Below are 13,258 nucleotides of genomic sequence, written 5' to 3'. Positions count from 1 at the left end.
CTCAACCTCCCAGGATGGTGCCGGTGGCAAGCGCCTTGCCGCGCAGGAAGACATCGACCGCCTGCGCCCCCTTGCCGGCCCGTTGCAGTTTCAGCAGCTCGACCGCGCCCGCGCCACAGGCCACAATCAGCCGGTCGTCGGCGCGCAGCACCTCACCCGGGGCGCCATGACCCTCCGCCAGGCGCGAGGCCAGAAGCTTCAGGCGCTGCCCATCGTGATCCACCCAGGCGCCGGGGAAGGGCGAGAGGCCGCGGATCTGCCGGTCCACCCCCTCGGCGGGCTGGGTGAAATCCACCCGCGCCTCGGCCTTGTCGATCTTCGAGGCATAGGTCACGCCCTCCTCGGGCTGGGCCTCGGGCACCAGTTCGGGCAGGCGATCGAGCGCCTCGACGATCATCCGCGCGCCCATCACGGACAGGCGGTCGTGCAGCTCGGAGGTCACCTCCTCGGCCCCGATGGGGGTCGCCTCGCGCAGCAGGACGGGACCGGTATCCAACCCCGCTTCCATCTGCATGATGCAGATGCCGGTCTCGGCATCGCCCGACAGGATCGCGCGGTGAATGGGGGCGGCGCCGCGCCAGCGGGGCAGAAGGCTGGCGTGGATGTTCAGGCAGCCGTGCTTCGGCGCGTCCAGCACCGGCTGCGGCAGGATCAGACCATAGGCCACGACGACCGCCACATCCGCCTGCAACGCGGCGAACTCGGCCTGTTCCGCCTCGCCCTTCAGGCTGACCGGGTGGCGCACCTCCAGCCCCAGCTCGGCCGCGCGGGCGTGGACGGGGGTGGGCCGGTCCTTCTTGCCGCGCCCGGCGGGCCGGGGCGGCTGGCAGTAGACGCAGGCAATGTCATGCCCGGCGGCGACCAGCGCCTCCAGCACCGGCACCGAAAACTCGGGCGTTCCCATGAAGATCACGCGCATCGCCTGCCCCTTCACCTTGTTTCCAAATACTCAGGTCCGACAGCGCCCGCAGGCGCCGTCATCGCAGTTTCGCGGCCTTGCGCAGCAGCATGTCCCGCTTCACCTTGCTCAGCCGGTCGAAATACATCTTCCCCGCCAGGTGGTCGATCTGGTGTTGGACGGAGGTCGCCCAGAGACCGACGAAATCCTTCTCCTCGATCTCGCCCGCCTCGTTGAGGAAGCGCACGGTGACGGCACGCGGGCGTTTGATCTTGGCCGAAACGCCGGGCAGGTTCGGGCTGGCCTCTTCATGCTCGCGCAGCTGGACGGAGGCATGCAGCACCTCCGGGTTCGCGATGCGCACGGCCTTGCCCCGCTCCTCGGAGGCATCGACGACCGCGAGGCGCAACAGCACGCCGATCTGATTGGCGCCCAGGCCCACGCCCGGCATCGCCTCCATCGTGTCGATCATGTCGTCCCAGGTGGCACGGATCTCGTCGGTGATCTCACTCACCTCGGCGGCGGGGGTGCGCAGCCGCTTGTCGGGCCAGGGAATGCAGGTGCGGGCGGTCATGCGCCGGCCTCCTCATAGGCGCGCAGAACCTCGGCGCGATGGTCGGGGGAAAGGTAATCCAGGTAGACCCGGCCCTCCAGGTGGTCGAACTCATGCTGGGCGCAGACGGCTTCGAAGCCCGAAAGCTCCGCCTCGTGCAGAGCCCAGTCGGCATCATGCCAGCGCATGCGCACCCGCGCCGGGCGCGGCAGGCTGGCCACCACGCCGGGGATCGACAGGCAGCCCTCTTCATGGGTGGCGATCTCGTCCGAGCGCCAGAGGATCTCGGGGTTCACGCAGGCGCGTGGGCTGCGCGGGCCATCCTTCCAGGTGCAATCCATCACGAAGACGCGTTTCAGCACGCCGACCTGCGGCGCGGCCAGGCCGCGACCGGGGGCGTCGTACATGGTGTCGAACATATCGGCCAGCAGCGGGCCCAGATCGGTCCCCTGCTCCACCGTCTCCGCTGCCGTCTTCAGCGTCGGATCGGGCCAGCGCAGGATCTCCATCACGGCCATCAGCGGCGCGCCCGCTCACGTTTGAGCTTCTGGCTCTTGCGGGTGATCATCTGGCGGCGCATCGGGCTGAGGTAGTCGATGAACAGCTTGCCTTCCAGGTGGTCGATCTCGTGCTGCACGCAGGTCGCCCAAAGCTTGTCGAAGGTCTCTTCGCAGGCATTGCCGTCGCGGTCCATCCAGCGCACCGTCACCTCGGCGGGGCGGGTCACCTCGGCATATTGCTCGGGGATCGACAGGCAGCCCTCCTCGTAGGAGCTGGTCTCGTCCGAGCTGGCCACCACCTCGGGGTTCAGCATCACCAGCGGGCGCGGCGTCTCGCCCTCTTCCTTCACGCAGTCCAGCACGATCAGGCGCTGCAGCAGGCCGATCTGCGGCGCGGCCAGGCCGATGCCGGGCGCGTCATACATGGTTTCCAGCATGTCGTCGGCCAGCTTGCGCAGCTCGTCCGAGCTGTCCTCAAGCGGGGCTGCGACCTTTTTCAGGCGCGGATCGGGATGGATCAGGATAGGGCGTTTCATGGGGCCGATCTAAGCGATGCCTTGCGTTTGCGCAACTCCGCCGCGCCAGGCGGACCGCGACGGGATCAGGGGAGCAACTTGCCCGGGTTCAGTATGCCCTTGGGGTCCAGCGCGGCCTTGATCGCCCGCATGGCGGCCAGCGCCCCCGGGTCCTTGCGGCGCGCCATCGTCGTCAGCTTCAGCTTGCCGATGCCATGCTCGGCCGAGAAGGAGCCACCCAGTTCCGCCACCACGTCCTCGATCCCCTCGACCAGCACGTCCTTCTGCGCCGGATCCGTGGGGAAGATGGTGTAGTGCACGTTGCCGTCCCCCAGGTGCGCCACGACCGAGGTTTCCGCCCTGGGATCCATCCGTGCCAGCGCCGCATCGGCCCGGTCGAGGAAATCGCCCATCCGGTCCACCGGCACCGCCACGTCCATGATGATCTGGTTGGGTCGCAGGCCGGCCACTTCGCTGGCGGCCTCGCGGATCGCCCACATCTCGCGGCGCTGCTGCTCGGAGCTGGCGATGACCGCATCATCGACCTCCCCCTCTTCCAGCATGCCGCCCAGCACCTCTTCTAGGTAGCTGGCAATCGGCATCTGCCCGTCCGGACCGGGGGTATAGTCCCGCGGGCTCAGCGCGCCGATCTCCAGCAGGATGTTGACCTTGTGCGCCTCTTCGAAGGGGCGGCGGGTCTCGGGGCGCATGGCCTGGTAGTCGGCCAGGTAGGTGTCGGGCATGTATTCGAAGGCCTCGACGGCGCCGCCGGTGACCTCTTGCAGCCGGTTCAGCAGCGACAGCGCCGGATCCAGCGCCTTCAGCCCCACCATGGCCGTGACATAGGCGCCGGGCTTGGGCATCAGCCGCACCACGGCGCCGGTGATGATGCCCAGCGTGCCCTCGGCCCCGATCAGCAGGTGGCGCAGATCATAGCCGGAGTTGTTCTTGTGCAGGTTCTGCATCAGGTCGATCACCGTACCATCGGCCATCACCGCCTCGATGCCCAGCACCAGGTCGCGCGTATTGCCGTAGCGTAGCACGTTGGACCCGCCCGCATTGGTCGACAGCGCGCCGCCGATCATGGCCGATCCGCGCGCCCCGAAGAACAGCGGAAAGATCAGCCCCTCGGCCTCCACCGCCTCGTGCAGGTTGGCCAGGATCACGCCGGCCTCGACCACGGCGGACCGGGCGCCGGTGCGGATCTCGCGGATGCGGTTCATCCGCTCCATGGAAATCACCAGGCTGCCTTCGCCCTGGCCACCGCCGGCCATGCCGCTGCGCCCGCCCAGGGGGGTGACCACCGTGCGGGTCTCATGTGCGAGCTTCATCAGCGCCGAGACCTCCCCGGTGCTGGCAGGGCGCACCACGGCAAGGGGAGCCTCGAACCGCTCATGGGCCCAGTCCCAGCCATAGGGTTCGGCCTCTGCACCGGTCAGCACATGGGCCGCGCCGACGATTTCCTGCAGCTTCTCGATCATGGTCACTCCGCTCTTGCGCGGCGCATATTGGCCCTCCCGCAGGGGAAGGACAAGCGGGTCGCCCGGGGCGCGAAAAACCTCGATTTTTGCGCTTGACCTGTCCGGGGCGCTATCTTAGGAAGCGCCACGGTTTGGCGGAGTAGCTCAGTTGGTTAGAGCAGCGGAATCATAATCCGCGTGTCGGGGGTTCAAGTCCCTCCTCCGCTACCAGACCTTCCCCTGAAAATTCGACGATATGACGCGGCGCGGCGATGCGCCTGCCGGTTTTTCATGCGCTGGATCAGCCCAGCTCCATCGTCGCGATGGCCTGAAGGGTCGTGCCCGCCTGCGGCGCCGGGCCGCGATACATGCGGGCGGTGGCGAAGGTCGGTGCGAACCCAAGAGCTTGCAGCTGCGCCGCCAGATCCGCACTGGCCTCGGGCAGGTCGATCATCACCTCCGGCAGGCCCTCGGCCCCGTCCAGCGCCGCGCGGGCCAGCCGCAGGGCGGCCTCGGCGTCGGGCGCAATCACTGGCCCTATCTTGATCCCCTCGCGGCACACCCGGGCGGTGGCGAAACCGCCGATGGTGCCCTCTTCCTCCAGCACAACGCTCCACCGGGTCGGGTCCGGCGCCAGCCAGGCCGACAGAAAGGTCGGGCGGGCATAGCCGTTGGCGGCGCCATCCAGCGCGGCGACCGCCGCCGCATCGCCATCGCGCAGCGGGCGCACCGCCGGATCTGCCGCCGGGTCCAGCCTGCCGCTGTAGCGCGTCGTGCTGCCGGCCAGGACAAAGCCCGATTTTGCATAGTTCGCCTGCTGCGCCGCCACCCCGTCCAGCCCCACGGTACGACCGCCCGCATGAGCCAGCGCATGCTGCCACAGGGCATAGCCGATCCCCTGCCCGCGATGGTCGGGGTGGCAGAGGTAGAGGCCCAGAAAGGCGATCTCGTCGGAATGGGTCACCACCGAGATAGCGGCCACGGGCGCGCCCTCGACCTCGGCCACGAAGAATCCCTGCGGGTCGGCGGCGCGAAAGGCGGCCGCGTCACCCAGCCCGGGGTTCCAACCCTCGGCGGCGGCCCAGTCCAGCATCCGGGCCACATCGGCGGCCGTGGCGACCCGCATCACGGCGCTCATGTCAGCGCCTCGCGTAGCGAACCGGGGGCGGACACCTGGTTGCGCAGATCCAGCGACGACACGAGATCCAGCAGGTGGCTCTTCATCAGCTCCTCCGCCTGCGGCCCGTCATGGGCGGCCAGGGCGGCGATCAGCGCATCATGGGCATGGCTTTCGCATATCGCCATCCGGCGGCGCCAGTAGAGCGCGATGATCAGCGAAGACCGCGAGACGAGCTGGGCGATGAACGCCGCGATCGTCTCCTGGTCGGCAATCCGTGCGATCTCGATATGAAAGAGGCCCGACAGATGCAGCGCGCGGCCATTGTCGCCGGCGGCCAGCGCGGCGTGTTCGGCCTCGATATGGGCGCGCAGTTTCTCGACATCCTCGGGCGTGCAGCGGGCGGCGGCGGAATGGGCCGTGCGCGGCTCCAGCAGGGCGCGGGCCTCGAAGACCTCGCGCGCCTCGCGCAGGGTGGGCTGGGCGACGAAGGCCCCGCGGTTGCGTTTGTGCTCGACCAGTTTCAGGTGCGACAGCGCCTGCAGGGCGGCGCGGATCTGGGTGCGGCTGACCCCGTAGATCTCCGCCAGGTCATCCTCGCCCAGCTTCGAGCCGGGCGGCAGGCGATGTTCGTGAATCGCCTTTTCCAGCGCGCTTGCCACGCTCTCGATTGTGCCGCTCTGGCTCTGCTTCTTCGTCATCGTCCCAACTTTCATGACCATCGGGACACTACTGCACAGCCCCGCGAGAGCAAGCGAATCGCTATCCAGACCAAGTGTCGACATGATTGTATGCAATATTGAATTCATTTTTGCGCACAGACACCGCGGAACCGCCCATTCCTTGGGCAGAGTCTGTTTTCGCCCCGACCGCCCTCCGGAAAGACCTGACAGGGGACGCAGGCCGTGACCAGCGTGAGACAGGACAGCGACCAGAGGGCTTCATGGCACGCAGCAACCAACTCGAACTTGTGCAACTGACGAAACGCTACGGCGAGACGGTGGCGGTGGATGATGTAACCCACGCCTTCCCCGCCGGCGCCTACGTCTGCCTGCTGGGCCCCTCGGGCTGCGGCAAGTCGACGACGCTGCGGATGATCGCCGGGCATGAAGAGGTGACCGAGGGCTCGATCCTGCTGGACGGCTTCGACATCTCCGACCTGCCGCCCGCGCGCCGGGGCACTGCGATGATGTTCCAGAACTACGCGCTGTTCCCGCATCTGAACGTGCGCGACAACGTCGCCTTCTCCCTGCGGATGAAGGGCGTAGACAAACCCACCCGCCACAAGCGCGCCAACGAACTGCTGGAGCTGGTGGACATGGGCCGCTTCGCCGACCGGCTGCCGGCGCAGCTGTCGGGCGGCCAGCAACAGCGTGTCGCCCTGGCCCGCGCGCTGGTCACCGACCCCAAGGTCCTGCTGCTGGATGAACCGCTGTCGGCGCTGGACCCCTTCCTGCGGATCCGCATGCGCGCCGAGCTGAAAAAGTTGCAGCGCGAGCTGGGCATTCCCTTCGTCCACGTCACCCACGGCCAGGACGAGGCGCTGGCTCTGGCGGACGAGGTCGTGGTGATGAACAACGCGGTGATCGAACAGGCCGGCCCCGCGCGCGAGGTCTTCAATGCGCCGCGCACCGAATTCGTGGCCCGCTTCATGGGCGGCCACAACGTGATCGCCACGCCCCAGGGCAAGGTCGCCTTCCGCGCCGATGGCGTGCGCCTGGCCGGCCCCGACGCGGGCCTGCCCGCCACCGTCACGGCCGTCGAATACCAGGGCGCCAGCGTCGCCCTGACCGCCGCCACCGAAAGCGGCGAGGAACTGCTCGCGCTGCTGCCCGAGGAGGATTTCTTCGCGGCACCGAAATCTCCGGGAGAGGCCGTGCGCCTGTCCTGGGACGAAGGACGGGCCAACCGTCTTCAAGCCTGATCAATGACAATCCAACGGGGAGTTACCACCATGTCGAAGATGAGATACAGCCGCCGCACCATCCTGAAAGGCGGCGCCGCGGCAGCCGCCGCCACCGCCCTGCCGGCCCCGATGATCTGGGCGCAGGAGATCAAGGACATCACCCTGCGCCAGTTCGGCACCGGCGTGTCGAACCTCAACGACGTGGCGCAGAAGGTGAAGGAAGACCTGGGCTTCACCCTGGAGATGACCGCGCTGGATTCCGACAGCGTGACGCAGCGCGCGGCGACCCAGCCCGACAGCTTCGACATCGCCGATATCGAATACTGGATCTGCAAGAAGGTCTGGCCGACCGGCAACCTGCAGGCCATGGATGTCTCGAAGATCGCCAACTACGACAAGATCGTCGGCATCTTCAAGGACGGCAAGCTGACGCCCGACAGCGAGATCGCCCAGGGCACCGCGCCGCACTCCGTGGGCTTCATCCCCGAACCCGGCGCCACCACCTTCGCCGATGAACAGACCAACTGGATGACCCTCATCCCGACGATCTACAACGCCGACACCCTGGGCATCCGTCCCGACCTGATCGGCCGCCCGATCAACACCTGGGCCGAGCTGCTGAACCCCGAGTTCAAGGGCAAGGCCTCGATCCTCGACATCTCCTCCATCGGCATCATGGACATGGCCATGGTCTGTGAGGCGATGGGAGAGATCACCTACGGCGACAAGGGCAACATGACCCGCGAGGAGATCGACGCCACCTTCGCCATCTTCACCGAAGCCAAGCGCGCCGGCCAGTTCCGCGCCTTCTGGAAGACCTTCGATGAAAGCGTCAACCTGATGGCCTCGGGCGAGGTGGTGATCCAGTCCATGTGGTCGCCCGCCATCACGGCGGTGAAATCGCGCGGCATTCCCTGCGTCTACCAACCGCTGAAAGAGGGCTACCGCTCCTGGGGCGGCGGCATCGGCCTGTCCTCCTCCCTGTCCGGGATGGAACTGGATGCGGCCTACGAATACATCAACTGGTACCTGTCCGGCTGGGTCGGCGGCTACCTGATGCGCCAGGGCTATTACTCGGCCGTGCCCGAAACCTCGAAGGACTTCATGTCCGAGAACGAGTGGGGCTTCTGGTTCGAGGGCAAGGAAGCCACCGACGTCATCACCTCGCCCACCGGCGACACGCTGGCCCAGGCCGGCGAGGTCCGCGATGGCGGCTCCTTCGAGGAGCGCATGGGCTCCGTCGCCTGCTGGAACGCCGTGATGGACGAAAACCAGTACATGGTCCGCAAGTGGAACGAGTTCATCGCCGCCTGACCCCATTGCGGGCGGTTCCCTTCCTGTCCGCCCGCAACGCCGTGGCCGGGTCCCTCGGGACCCGGCCCATCCGCCCCGCCTGACCCTGCCCCAATGAACGGACCGACCGGATCATGACCGACCTGACCGGAGACACCCCACCGCCCGAAACCACCGCCGCCCCGAAACGGGCGGGCCACGGGCTGGGCGCCAATCTTCTGGGCTGGCTGCAGGCCGCGCCCCTGACCGTGATCCTGGTGGGCTTCCTGGTGGCGCCGATCATCATGATCGTCATCGTCAGCTTCTGGGGTGCGACCGAGTTCTCGATCTACCCCGCCTTCCAGTTCGACAACTACGAGTTCCTCTTCGGATCGCCGGTGACCTACCGGGTCTTCCTGGCGACCTTCAAATACGCGCTGATCACCTGGGCGCTGACGCTGTGCATCGGGTTCACCGTGGCCTATTTCCTGGCCTTCCACGTGCGCAGCCAGACCATGCAGATCGCGCTGTTCCTGCTCTGCACCATTCCGTTCTGGACCTCGAACATCATCCGGATGATTTCCTGGATCCCCTTCCTGGGACGCAACGGCATCGCCAACCAGACTCTGCAGGACTGGGGACTGATCGACGCGCCGCTGGAATGGCTGCTCTACTCCGACTTCTCGGTGATCCTGGCCTTCGTGCACCTCTATACGCTGTTCATGGTGGTGCCGATCTTCAACACCATGATGCGCATCGACAAATCCCTGCTGGAGGCGGCGCGCGACAATGGCGCCAGCGGTTTGCAGACCCTGCGCCACGTGATCCTTCCGCTGACCAAGCCGGGCATCATGATCGGCACGATCTTCGTCGTCACCCTGGTCATGGGCGACTTCATCACCGTGCGCTTCATGTCGGGCAGCCAGAAGGCCAACGTGGGCCGGCTGATCTCCAACGACATCGCGCTGCTGCAATACCCCTCGGCCGCCGCCACCGCCGTGGTGCTGCTGGCCACCGTCCTGATTATCATCGCGGTGCTGCTGCGCTTCGTGAACATCCGCAAGGAGCTTTGACATGGAAAAGCGCACCACCAGCTTCTACGTCCTCGCGGCCTTCTTCGGCCTCTTCGTCCTCTTCCTCTACGGGCCGACGATCACCATCGGCATCCTGTCGTTCCAGGGGCCGCAGGGCGGGCTGACCTTCCCGATGAACGGGGTCTCGCTGCACTGGTTCCGCGACCTGTTCCAGGAACAGGCCGTGGGCGACATCTGGGGCGCCTTCCGCCGCAGCCTGGCCCTGGGCCTGATGGTCATGGTCAGCACGGTCGTCATCTCGGTCATGGCCGGCCTCGCCTTCCGCAAGCGGTTCAAGGGATCAGGCGTGCTGTTCTACCTCGCAATCACCTCGCTGGTGATCCCCTCGATCCTGATCTCGCTGGGCGTCGGCCTGATCTTCAACCAGCTGGGGTTCAAGATCCACTGGGCCACCTCCGGCTTCGGATCGCAGCTGACCTGGACGCTGCCCTTCGGCCTGCTGATCATGTTCGCCGTCTTCAACCGCTTCGACCGCAGCTACGAGGAAGCCGCCCGCGACCAGGGCGCCACCGCCTGGCAGACGATCCGCCACGTGGTCCTGCCGATCATCGCGCCCTCGCTGATCGGGGTCGCGCTCTTTGGCTTCACCCTCAGCTATGACGAGTTCGCCCGCACCCTGCTGACCTCGGGCAGCTACAACACCCTGCCGCTGGAGATCTTCGGCATGACCACCAACGTCACCACGCCGGTGATCTATGCCCTCGGCACGCTGACCACGCTGTTTTCGCTGCTGATCATCGGGGCCTTCCTGCTGGCCGCCTGGATCATGGGCAAGCGCCGGGCGCGGGCCGGGTCCGACGCGGGCCAGGGCGTCTGAGGGGCGGCGATGAAACTGGTCTACATCAACCCCAATGCCACCGCCTCGATGACCCGGGCGATCGTGGCCGAGGCCCGCGCGGCCCTGCCCGACGCCGAGATCATCGGCGTCACCAACACCGACGGCCCGCCCGCCATCGAAGGCCCCGAGGACGGTGAGCGCGCCGTGCCCGGCGTGCTGCGCCATGTGCGCGCGGCCGCCGACGCGGATGCCATCGTCATCGCCTGTTTCGACGACACCGGCCTGGACGAGGCGCGCCAGGTTGCCCCCTGCCCCGTGCTGGGCATCGGCCAGGCCGCCTATCAGATGGCCAGCCTGATGGGCGCGCGATTCTGCGTCGTCACCTCGCTCGCCGTGTCGATCCCCGTGATCCGCGCCAATATCGAAGCGCGCGGCTTCTCCGGCGGCTGCGCCGGGGTGGAGGCCAGCGGCCTGCCCGTACTGACCATCGACGAGGCCAGCGAAGAGACCCGCGGGCAGCTGTCCGACAGCATCCGACGCGCCCGTGCCGACACCGGCGCCCAGGCGGTGGTGCTGGGCTGCGCCGGCATGGCGCCGCTGCGCGCCGACCTGCAACGGCGCAGCGGCGTGACCCTGATCGACGGCGTGGCGGCCTCGGCCCACCTGGCGCGGGCGGCGGCGGATTTCCTCGCCGGCGCTGCGACGGCGGCGGAGGGCTAGATCGACCGGGCCATCAAACGCCCGAAGGGCAGGTGATCCGTCTCCTGCCCGGCCAGCCGCAGCATGTGCCACAGCAGCACCTGGTTGCTGGTCAGCACCGGCAGGCCCAGCTCCGCCTCCAGCGGGGCGACAAGGTGCAGCGCGCGCAGGTTGGTGCAGGACAGGAAGACCGCATCGCAGGGCGCCTGGGCGACCACGTTGCGGATCCCTGCGGCGATCGAGGGGCCGTCGATCCGCGCCACGCGCAGGTCATCGCGTTCCTCCATCGAGCCGAAGCCTGCGATCTCCATCCCTGCCTCTTCCAGCCTGGCCCGCATCGCCTGCGACACCTCCGGCAGGTAGGGCGAGACGAAGGCGAGGCGCCGGGCGCCAAGAGCCTGCATCGCGGCAATCGCCGCCACCAGCGGGTTGGTCACATGCCGCACCCGCGTGCCGGCCCGCACCGCCGCCTCCACCCGGTCCGACCCGATGGAGGTCGCCCCCGAGGTACAGGCATAGCCCACCACGTCATAGCCGCGCTCATCCGGCAGAAGGGAGGTCGAGCGCGGGATCTCCGCCTCCATCAGGGCCAGACCCGCCATCGTCACATGGGGCTGGCACGGCCCCCGGCTGACGTAATGGGCCAGCCCTTCGCCCGCGAGCATCTGCCGCGCGTCGGCCTCCACCGTCTCGTCGGTGCGCAGCACGATCAGGCCGAAGGTGGCCCGGTGGCCCAGGGGCGGGCCGAGGGTGAAATGCAGCTTGCTCACGGATCCCACTCCAGCTCCGGCAGATCCTGCCGCGCGCGCGGGGTCAGCCATTCCACGCGATCCTCGCGGATCACGATGTTTTCCTCCTGCACCATCATCCGCCCCGGCCCCAGCACCAACGAGGGCTCCAGGGGCACGCCGATACGGCCGCCGGGCGGCACCAGCTCCACCAGCGTCTCCGCCAGCAGGCCCACCCCGTCATCGGCATAGTCGGGCGCGTCCCAGCAGCGGATGTCGGTGACCCAGCTTTGCCCCATCAGGTCGGCGCCGATGGCGGGGATCACGGCCACCGGCGCCCCCGTCGCGGGCAGTACCAGGAACCAGGGCCGCGTCGGGCTTTCCCAGAACCGGGTCAGGAAGCCGGTGAAATAGCGCACGTCGGGTTCCGAGATCAGCAAAAGCGCCGCGATGCCCTGCGCCGCCATGGCCTGCTGTGCACGGGCCGTGCGGCTGAGGTATTCGGTGACAGGCCGGGGGGCGGCGGCGGGCAAGGCGGATCTCCGAGCGACAAGAGGCTCCCGCGGATCATCGCAGAAAGCCTTGAGGTGATCGGAGCACCCGAGGGGGCGCAGGTGACAGGATTATGCGCAGAAACCGGGTCCGGCTGTCGCACACAGGTCCCGAAATCCTGCAAAATGCCGCCATGATGATTGAAACGCCCTCCCCAACCTCCGCCCGCGCGCCCGGTTTCCACACCAGCCCCGCGCGCCCGCTGGCCCTGCTGGCCCGCTGCCCGGCCCACGCCCCCACCCCGCTGCGCGAGGCACCCAGGCTGGCGGCGCGGCTTGGCCTCGACCAGCTCTGGATCAAGGATGAAAGCCCGCGCATGGGATTGGGCAGCTTCAAGGCCCTGGGCGGTGCCTTCGCCGTGGCACAGATGATCCTGGACAGCGCGGGCACGGATGACCCGATGGATCCGCAGGCCCAGGCCGTGGCACGCGACATGACCTTCATCACCGCCAGCGCGGGCAACCACGGGCTGTCGGTGGCCGCCGGCGCCCGCGTCTTCAGCGCCCGGGCCAGGGTGGTCCTGTCGGCCAGCGTGCCGCAGGCCTTTGCCCGCCGGATCGAGGCCATGGGCGCCGAGGTGATCCGCGTCGACGGCAGCTACGAAGACAGCGTGGCCGAGGCGGTGCGCCTGGCCGAGGTGCAGGGCTGGATCCACCTGGCCGATGGCTCCTGGTCCGGCTACACCGCCGCGCCCGCGCTGATCATGGAAGGCTACACCGTGCTCGCCGAGGAATGCCGCGCGGCCTTCGCCGGCCGGGGCCAGTGGCCCACCCACGTTTTCCTGCAGGCCGGGGTCGGCGGGCTGGCCGCCGCCACCGCCGCCCATATCCGCGAGAGCTGGGACCAACAGCCCGAGGTCATCGTGGTCGAACCCGAGGCCGCCCCCTGCCTGCTGCGCAGCGTCGCGGCGGGCGCGCTGACCCGGGGCGACGGGCCGGTCTCCGCCATGGGGCGGCTAGATTGCAAGGACGCCTCGCTGCTGGCCTATCAGACGCTGCGCCATGACGCCGACCGCTTCGTCACCGTGACCGAGGATCAGGCGGCGCAGGCCGTGACCCTGCTGGCCGAGGGGGCGGCGCTTGCCACAACCCCCAGCGGGGCGGCAGGGCTGGCCGCGCTGCTGGCCGCCGACCTTCCCGCGCAGGCGCGCGCGCTGGTCATCCTGTCGGAAGGGCCGGAGGGTTGA

Annotated in this window: 14 protein-coding genes, 1 tRNA gene and 1 pseudogene; 7 read left to right on the top strand and 9 right to left on the bottom strand. The window is 68.2% G+C overall.

Annotated features, from left to right (window positions below; genetic code table 11):
- Position 1: 1 nt before the first annotated feature.
- The 5 genes from fmt to CVM50_RS10070 form a co-directional block, all read right to left on the bottom strand.
- Entirely contained in the window at positions 2–919 is a 918-nt protein-coding gene (gene fmt, locus CVM50_RS10090; RefSeq protein ID WP_085889113.1) for a methionyl-tRNA formyltransferase, read from the bottom strand.
- Between the two features lie 58 nt (positions 920–977).
- Positions 978–1,472 carry a peptide deformylase gene (gene def / locus CVM50_RS10085; RefSeq protein ID WP_085889114.1) on the bottom strand — a complete coding sequence of 165 codons (495 nt, stop codon included), beginning with the start codon at positions 1,470–1,472 and terminating at the stop codon, positions 978–980.
- On the bottom strand, positions 1,469–1,969 hold the full coding sequence (gene def, locus CVM50_RS10080) for a peptide deformylase (protein ID WP_085889115.1): 501 nt from the start codon (positions 1,967–1,969) through the stop codon (positions 1,469–1,471). The genes def (CVM50_RS10085) and def (CVM50_RS10080) overlap by 4 nt, the downstream gene beginning before the upstream one ends.
- Complete coding sequence (gene def / locus CVM50_RS10075) at positions 1,969–2,487, bottom strand: peptide deformylase (RefSeq protein WP_085889116.1); 519 nt, start codon at positions 2,485–2,487, stop codon at positions 1,969–1,971. The genes def (CVM50_RS10080) and def (CVM50_RS10075) overlap by 1 nt, the downstream gene beginning before the upstream one ends.
- A 65-nt stretch (positions 2,488–2,552) precedes the next feature.
- On the bottom strand, positions 2,553–3,947 hold the full coding sequence (locus tag CVM50_RS10070) for an FAD-binding oxidoreductase (RefSeq protein ID WP_198431886.1): 1,395 nt from the start codon (positions 3,945–3,947) through the stop codon (positions 2,553–2,555).
- Between the two features lie 133 nt (positions 3,948–4,080).
- Between CVM50_RS10070 and CVM50_RS10065 the strand changes: the two genes are divergently transcribed.
- Positions 4,081–4,157 (top strand) — tRNA-Met (locus tag CVM50_RS10065).
- A gap of 70 nt (positions 4,158–4,227) precedes the next feature.
- Here CVM50_RS10065 and CVM50_RS10060 read toward each other — a convergent pair.
- Together CVM50_RS10060 and CVM50_RS10055 are read right to left on the bottom strand one after the other, a co-directional pair.
- Entirely contained in the window at positions 4,228–5,064 is an 837-nt protein-coding gene (locus CVM50_RS10060) for a GNAT family N-acetyltransferase (protein ID WP_085889118.1), read from the bottom strand.
- Positions 5,061–5,765, bottom strand: a complete 705-nt coding sequence (locus CVM50_RS10055; RefSeq protein ID WP_085889119.1) for a GntR family transcriptional regulator — start codon at positions 5,763–5,765, stop codon at positions 5,061–5,063. Before CVM50_RS10055 ends, CVM50_RS10060 begins: the two co-directional genes overlap by 4 nt.
- Before the next feature lie 221 nt (positions 5,766–5,986).
- Between CVM50_RS10055 and CVM50_RS10050 the strand changes: the two genes are divergently transcribed.
- From CVM50_RS10050 to CVM50_RS10030, 5 genes are all read left to right on the top strand, one after another.
- The gene (locus CVM50_RS10050) at positions 5,987–6,967 is read left to right on the top strand and encodes an ABC transporter ATP-binding protein (protein ID WP_085889120.1); all 981 of its coding nucleotides are present in this window, start codon (positions 5,987–5,989) and stop codon (positions 6,965–6,967) included.
- 30 nt (positions 6,968–6,997) lie between these two features.
- Positions 6,998–8,263: an ABC transporter substrate-binding protein gene (locus CVM50_RS10045; protein ID WP_085889121.1), complete on the top strand. Its 1,266-nt coding sequence runs from the start codon at positions 6,998–7,000 to the stop codon at positions 8,261–8,263.
- Positions 8,264–8,376: 113 nt separating this feature from the next.
- Positions 8,377–9,294, top strand: coding sequence for an ABC transporter permease (locus tag CVM50_RS10040; protein ID WP_232618207.1), 918 nt, complete (start codon positions 8,377–8,379; stop codon positions 9,292–9,294).
- A gap of 1 nt (position 9,295) precedes the next feature.
- A complete protein-coding gene (locus CVM50_RS10035; protein WP_085889122.1) occupies positions 9,296–10,132 on the top strand; it encodes an ABC transporter permease in 837 nt (278 codons plus the stop codon).
- A gap of 9 nt (positions 10,133–10,141) precedes the next feature.
- Positions 10,142–10,813 (top strand): aspartate/glutamate racemase family protein, encoded by a 672-nt coding sequence (locus CVM50_RS10030; protein WP_085889123.1) that lies wholly within the window; start codon positions 10,142–10,144, stop codon positions 10,811–10,813.
- On the opposite strand, the gene CVM50_RS10025 is transcribed toward CVM50_RS10030, so the two are convergent.
- Positions 10,810–11,562 (bottom strand): maleate cis-trans isomerase family protein, encoded by a 753-nt coding sequence (locus CVM50_RS10025; RefSeq protein WP_232618206.1) that lies wholly within the window; start codon positions 11,560–11,562, stop codon positions 10,810–10,812. The two genes, CVM50_RS10030 and CVM50_RS10025, sit on opposite strands and share 4 nt — an antisense overlap.
- A gap of 131 nt (positions 11,563–11,693) precedes the next feature.
- Positions 11,694–12,053: pseudogene (locus CVM50_RS10020) on the bottom strand (aminopeptidase P family N-terminal domain-containing protein); the annotation flags it as partial.
- Positions 12,054–12,205: 152 nt separating this feature from the next.
- On the opposite strand from CVM50_RS10020, the gene CVM50_RS10015 reads away from it, so the two are divergent.
- A complete protein-coding gene (locus CVM50_RS10015) occupies positions 12,206–13,258 on the top strand; it encodes a diaminopropionate ammonia-lyase (protein WP_085889282.1) in 1,053 nt (350 codons plus the stop codon).

This window comes from Pseudooceanicola marinus, assembly GCF_002786295.1.
GTDB classification, from domain to species: domain Bacteria; phylum Pseudomonadota; class Alphaproteobacteria; order Rhodobacterales; family Rhodobacteraceae; genus Pseudooceanicola; species Pseudooceanicola marinus.
The sequence above is the reverse complement of the archived record's forward strand: the minus strand, read 5'-3'. Positions and strand labels throughout refer to the sequence as shown.

Excerpts from the sequence above, each read along its gene's own strand:
- CVM50_RS10015 (WP_085889282.1), top strand. The coding sequence starts at position 12,206 with ATGATGATTGAAACGCCCTCCCCAACCTCCGCCCGCGCGCCCGGTTTC.
- CVM50_RS10035 (WP_085889122.1), top strand. The coding sequence starts at position 9,296 with ATGGAAAAGCGCACCACCAGCTTCTACGTCCTCGCGGCCTTCTTCGGC.
- def (WP_085889116.1), bottom strand. The coding sequence starts at position 2,487 with ATGAAACGCCCTATCCTGATCCATCCCGATCCGCGCCTGAAAAAGGTC.
- CVM50_RS10070 (WP_198431886.1), bottom strand. The coding sequence starts at position 3,947 with ATGATCGAGAAGCTGCAGGAAATCGTCGGCGCGGCCCATGTGCTGACC.
- CVM50_RS10045 (WP_085889121.1), top strand. The coding sequence starts at position 6,998 with ATGTCGAAGATGAGATACAGCCGCCGCACCATCCTGAAAGGCGGCGCC.
- CVM50_RS10055 (WP_085889119.1), bottom strand. The coding sequence starts at position 5,765 with ATGGTCATGAAAGTTGGGACGATGACGAAGAAGCAGAGCCAGAGCGGC.
- fmt (WP_085889113.1), bottom strand. The coding sequence starts at position 919 with ATGCGCGTGATCTTCATGGGAACGCCCGAGTTTTCGGTGCCGGTGCTG.
- CVM50_RS10040 (WP_232618207.1), top strand. The coding sequence starts at position 8,377 with ATGACCGACCTGACCGGAGACACCCCACCGCCCGAAACCACCGCCGCC.
- CVM50_RS10030 (WP_085889123.1), top strand. The coding sequence starts at position 10,142 with ATGAAACTGGTCTACATCAACCCCAATGCCACCGCCTCGATGACCCGG.
- def (WP_085889115.1), bottom strand. The coding sequence starts at position 1,969 with ATGGCCGTGATGGAGATCCTGCGCTGGCCCGATCCGACGCTGAAGACG.
- def (WP_085889114.1), bottom strand. The coding sequence starts at position 1,472 with ATGACCGCCCGCACCTGCATTCCCTGGCCCGACAAGCGGCTGCGCACC.
- CVM50_RS10060 (WP_085889118.1), bottom strand. The coding sequence starts at position 5,064 with ATGAGCGCCGTGATGCGGGTCGCCACGGCCGCCGATGTGGCCCGGATG.
- CVM50_RS10050 (WP_085889120.1), top strand. The coding sequence starts at position 5,987 with ATGGCACGCAGCAACCAACTCGAACTTGTGCAACTGACGAAACGCTAC.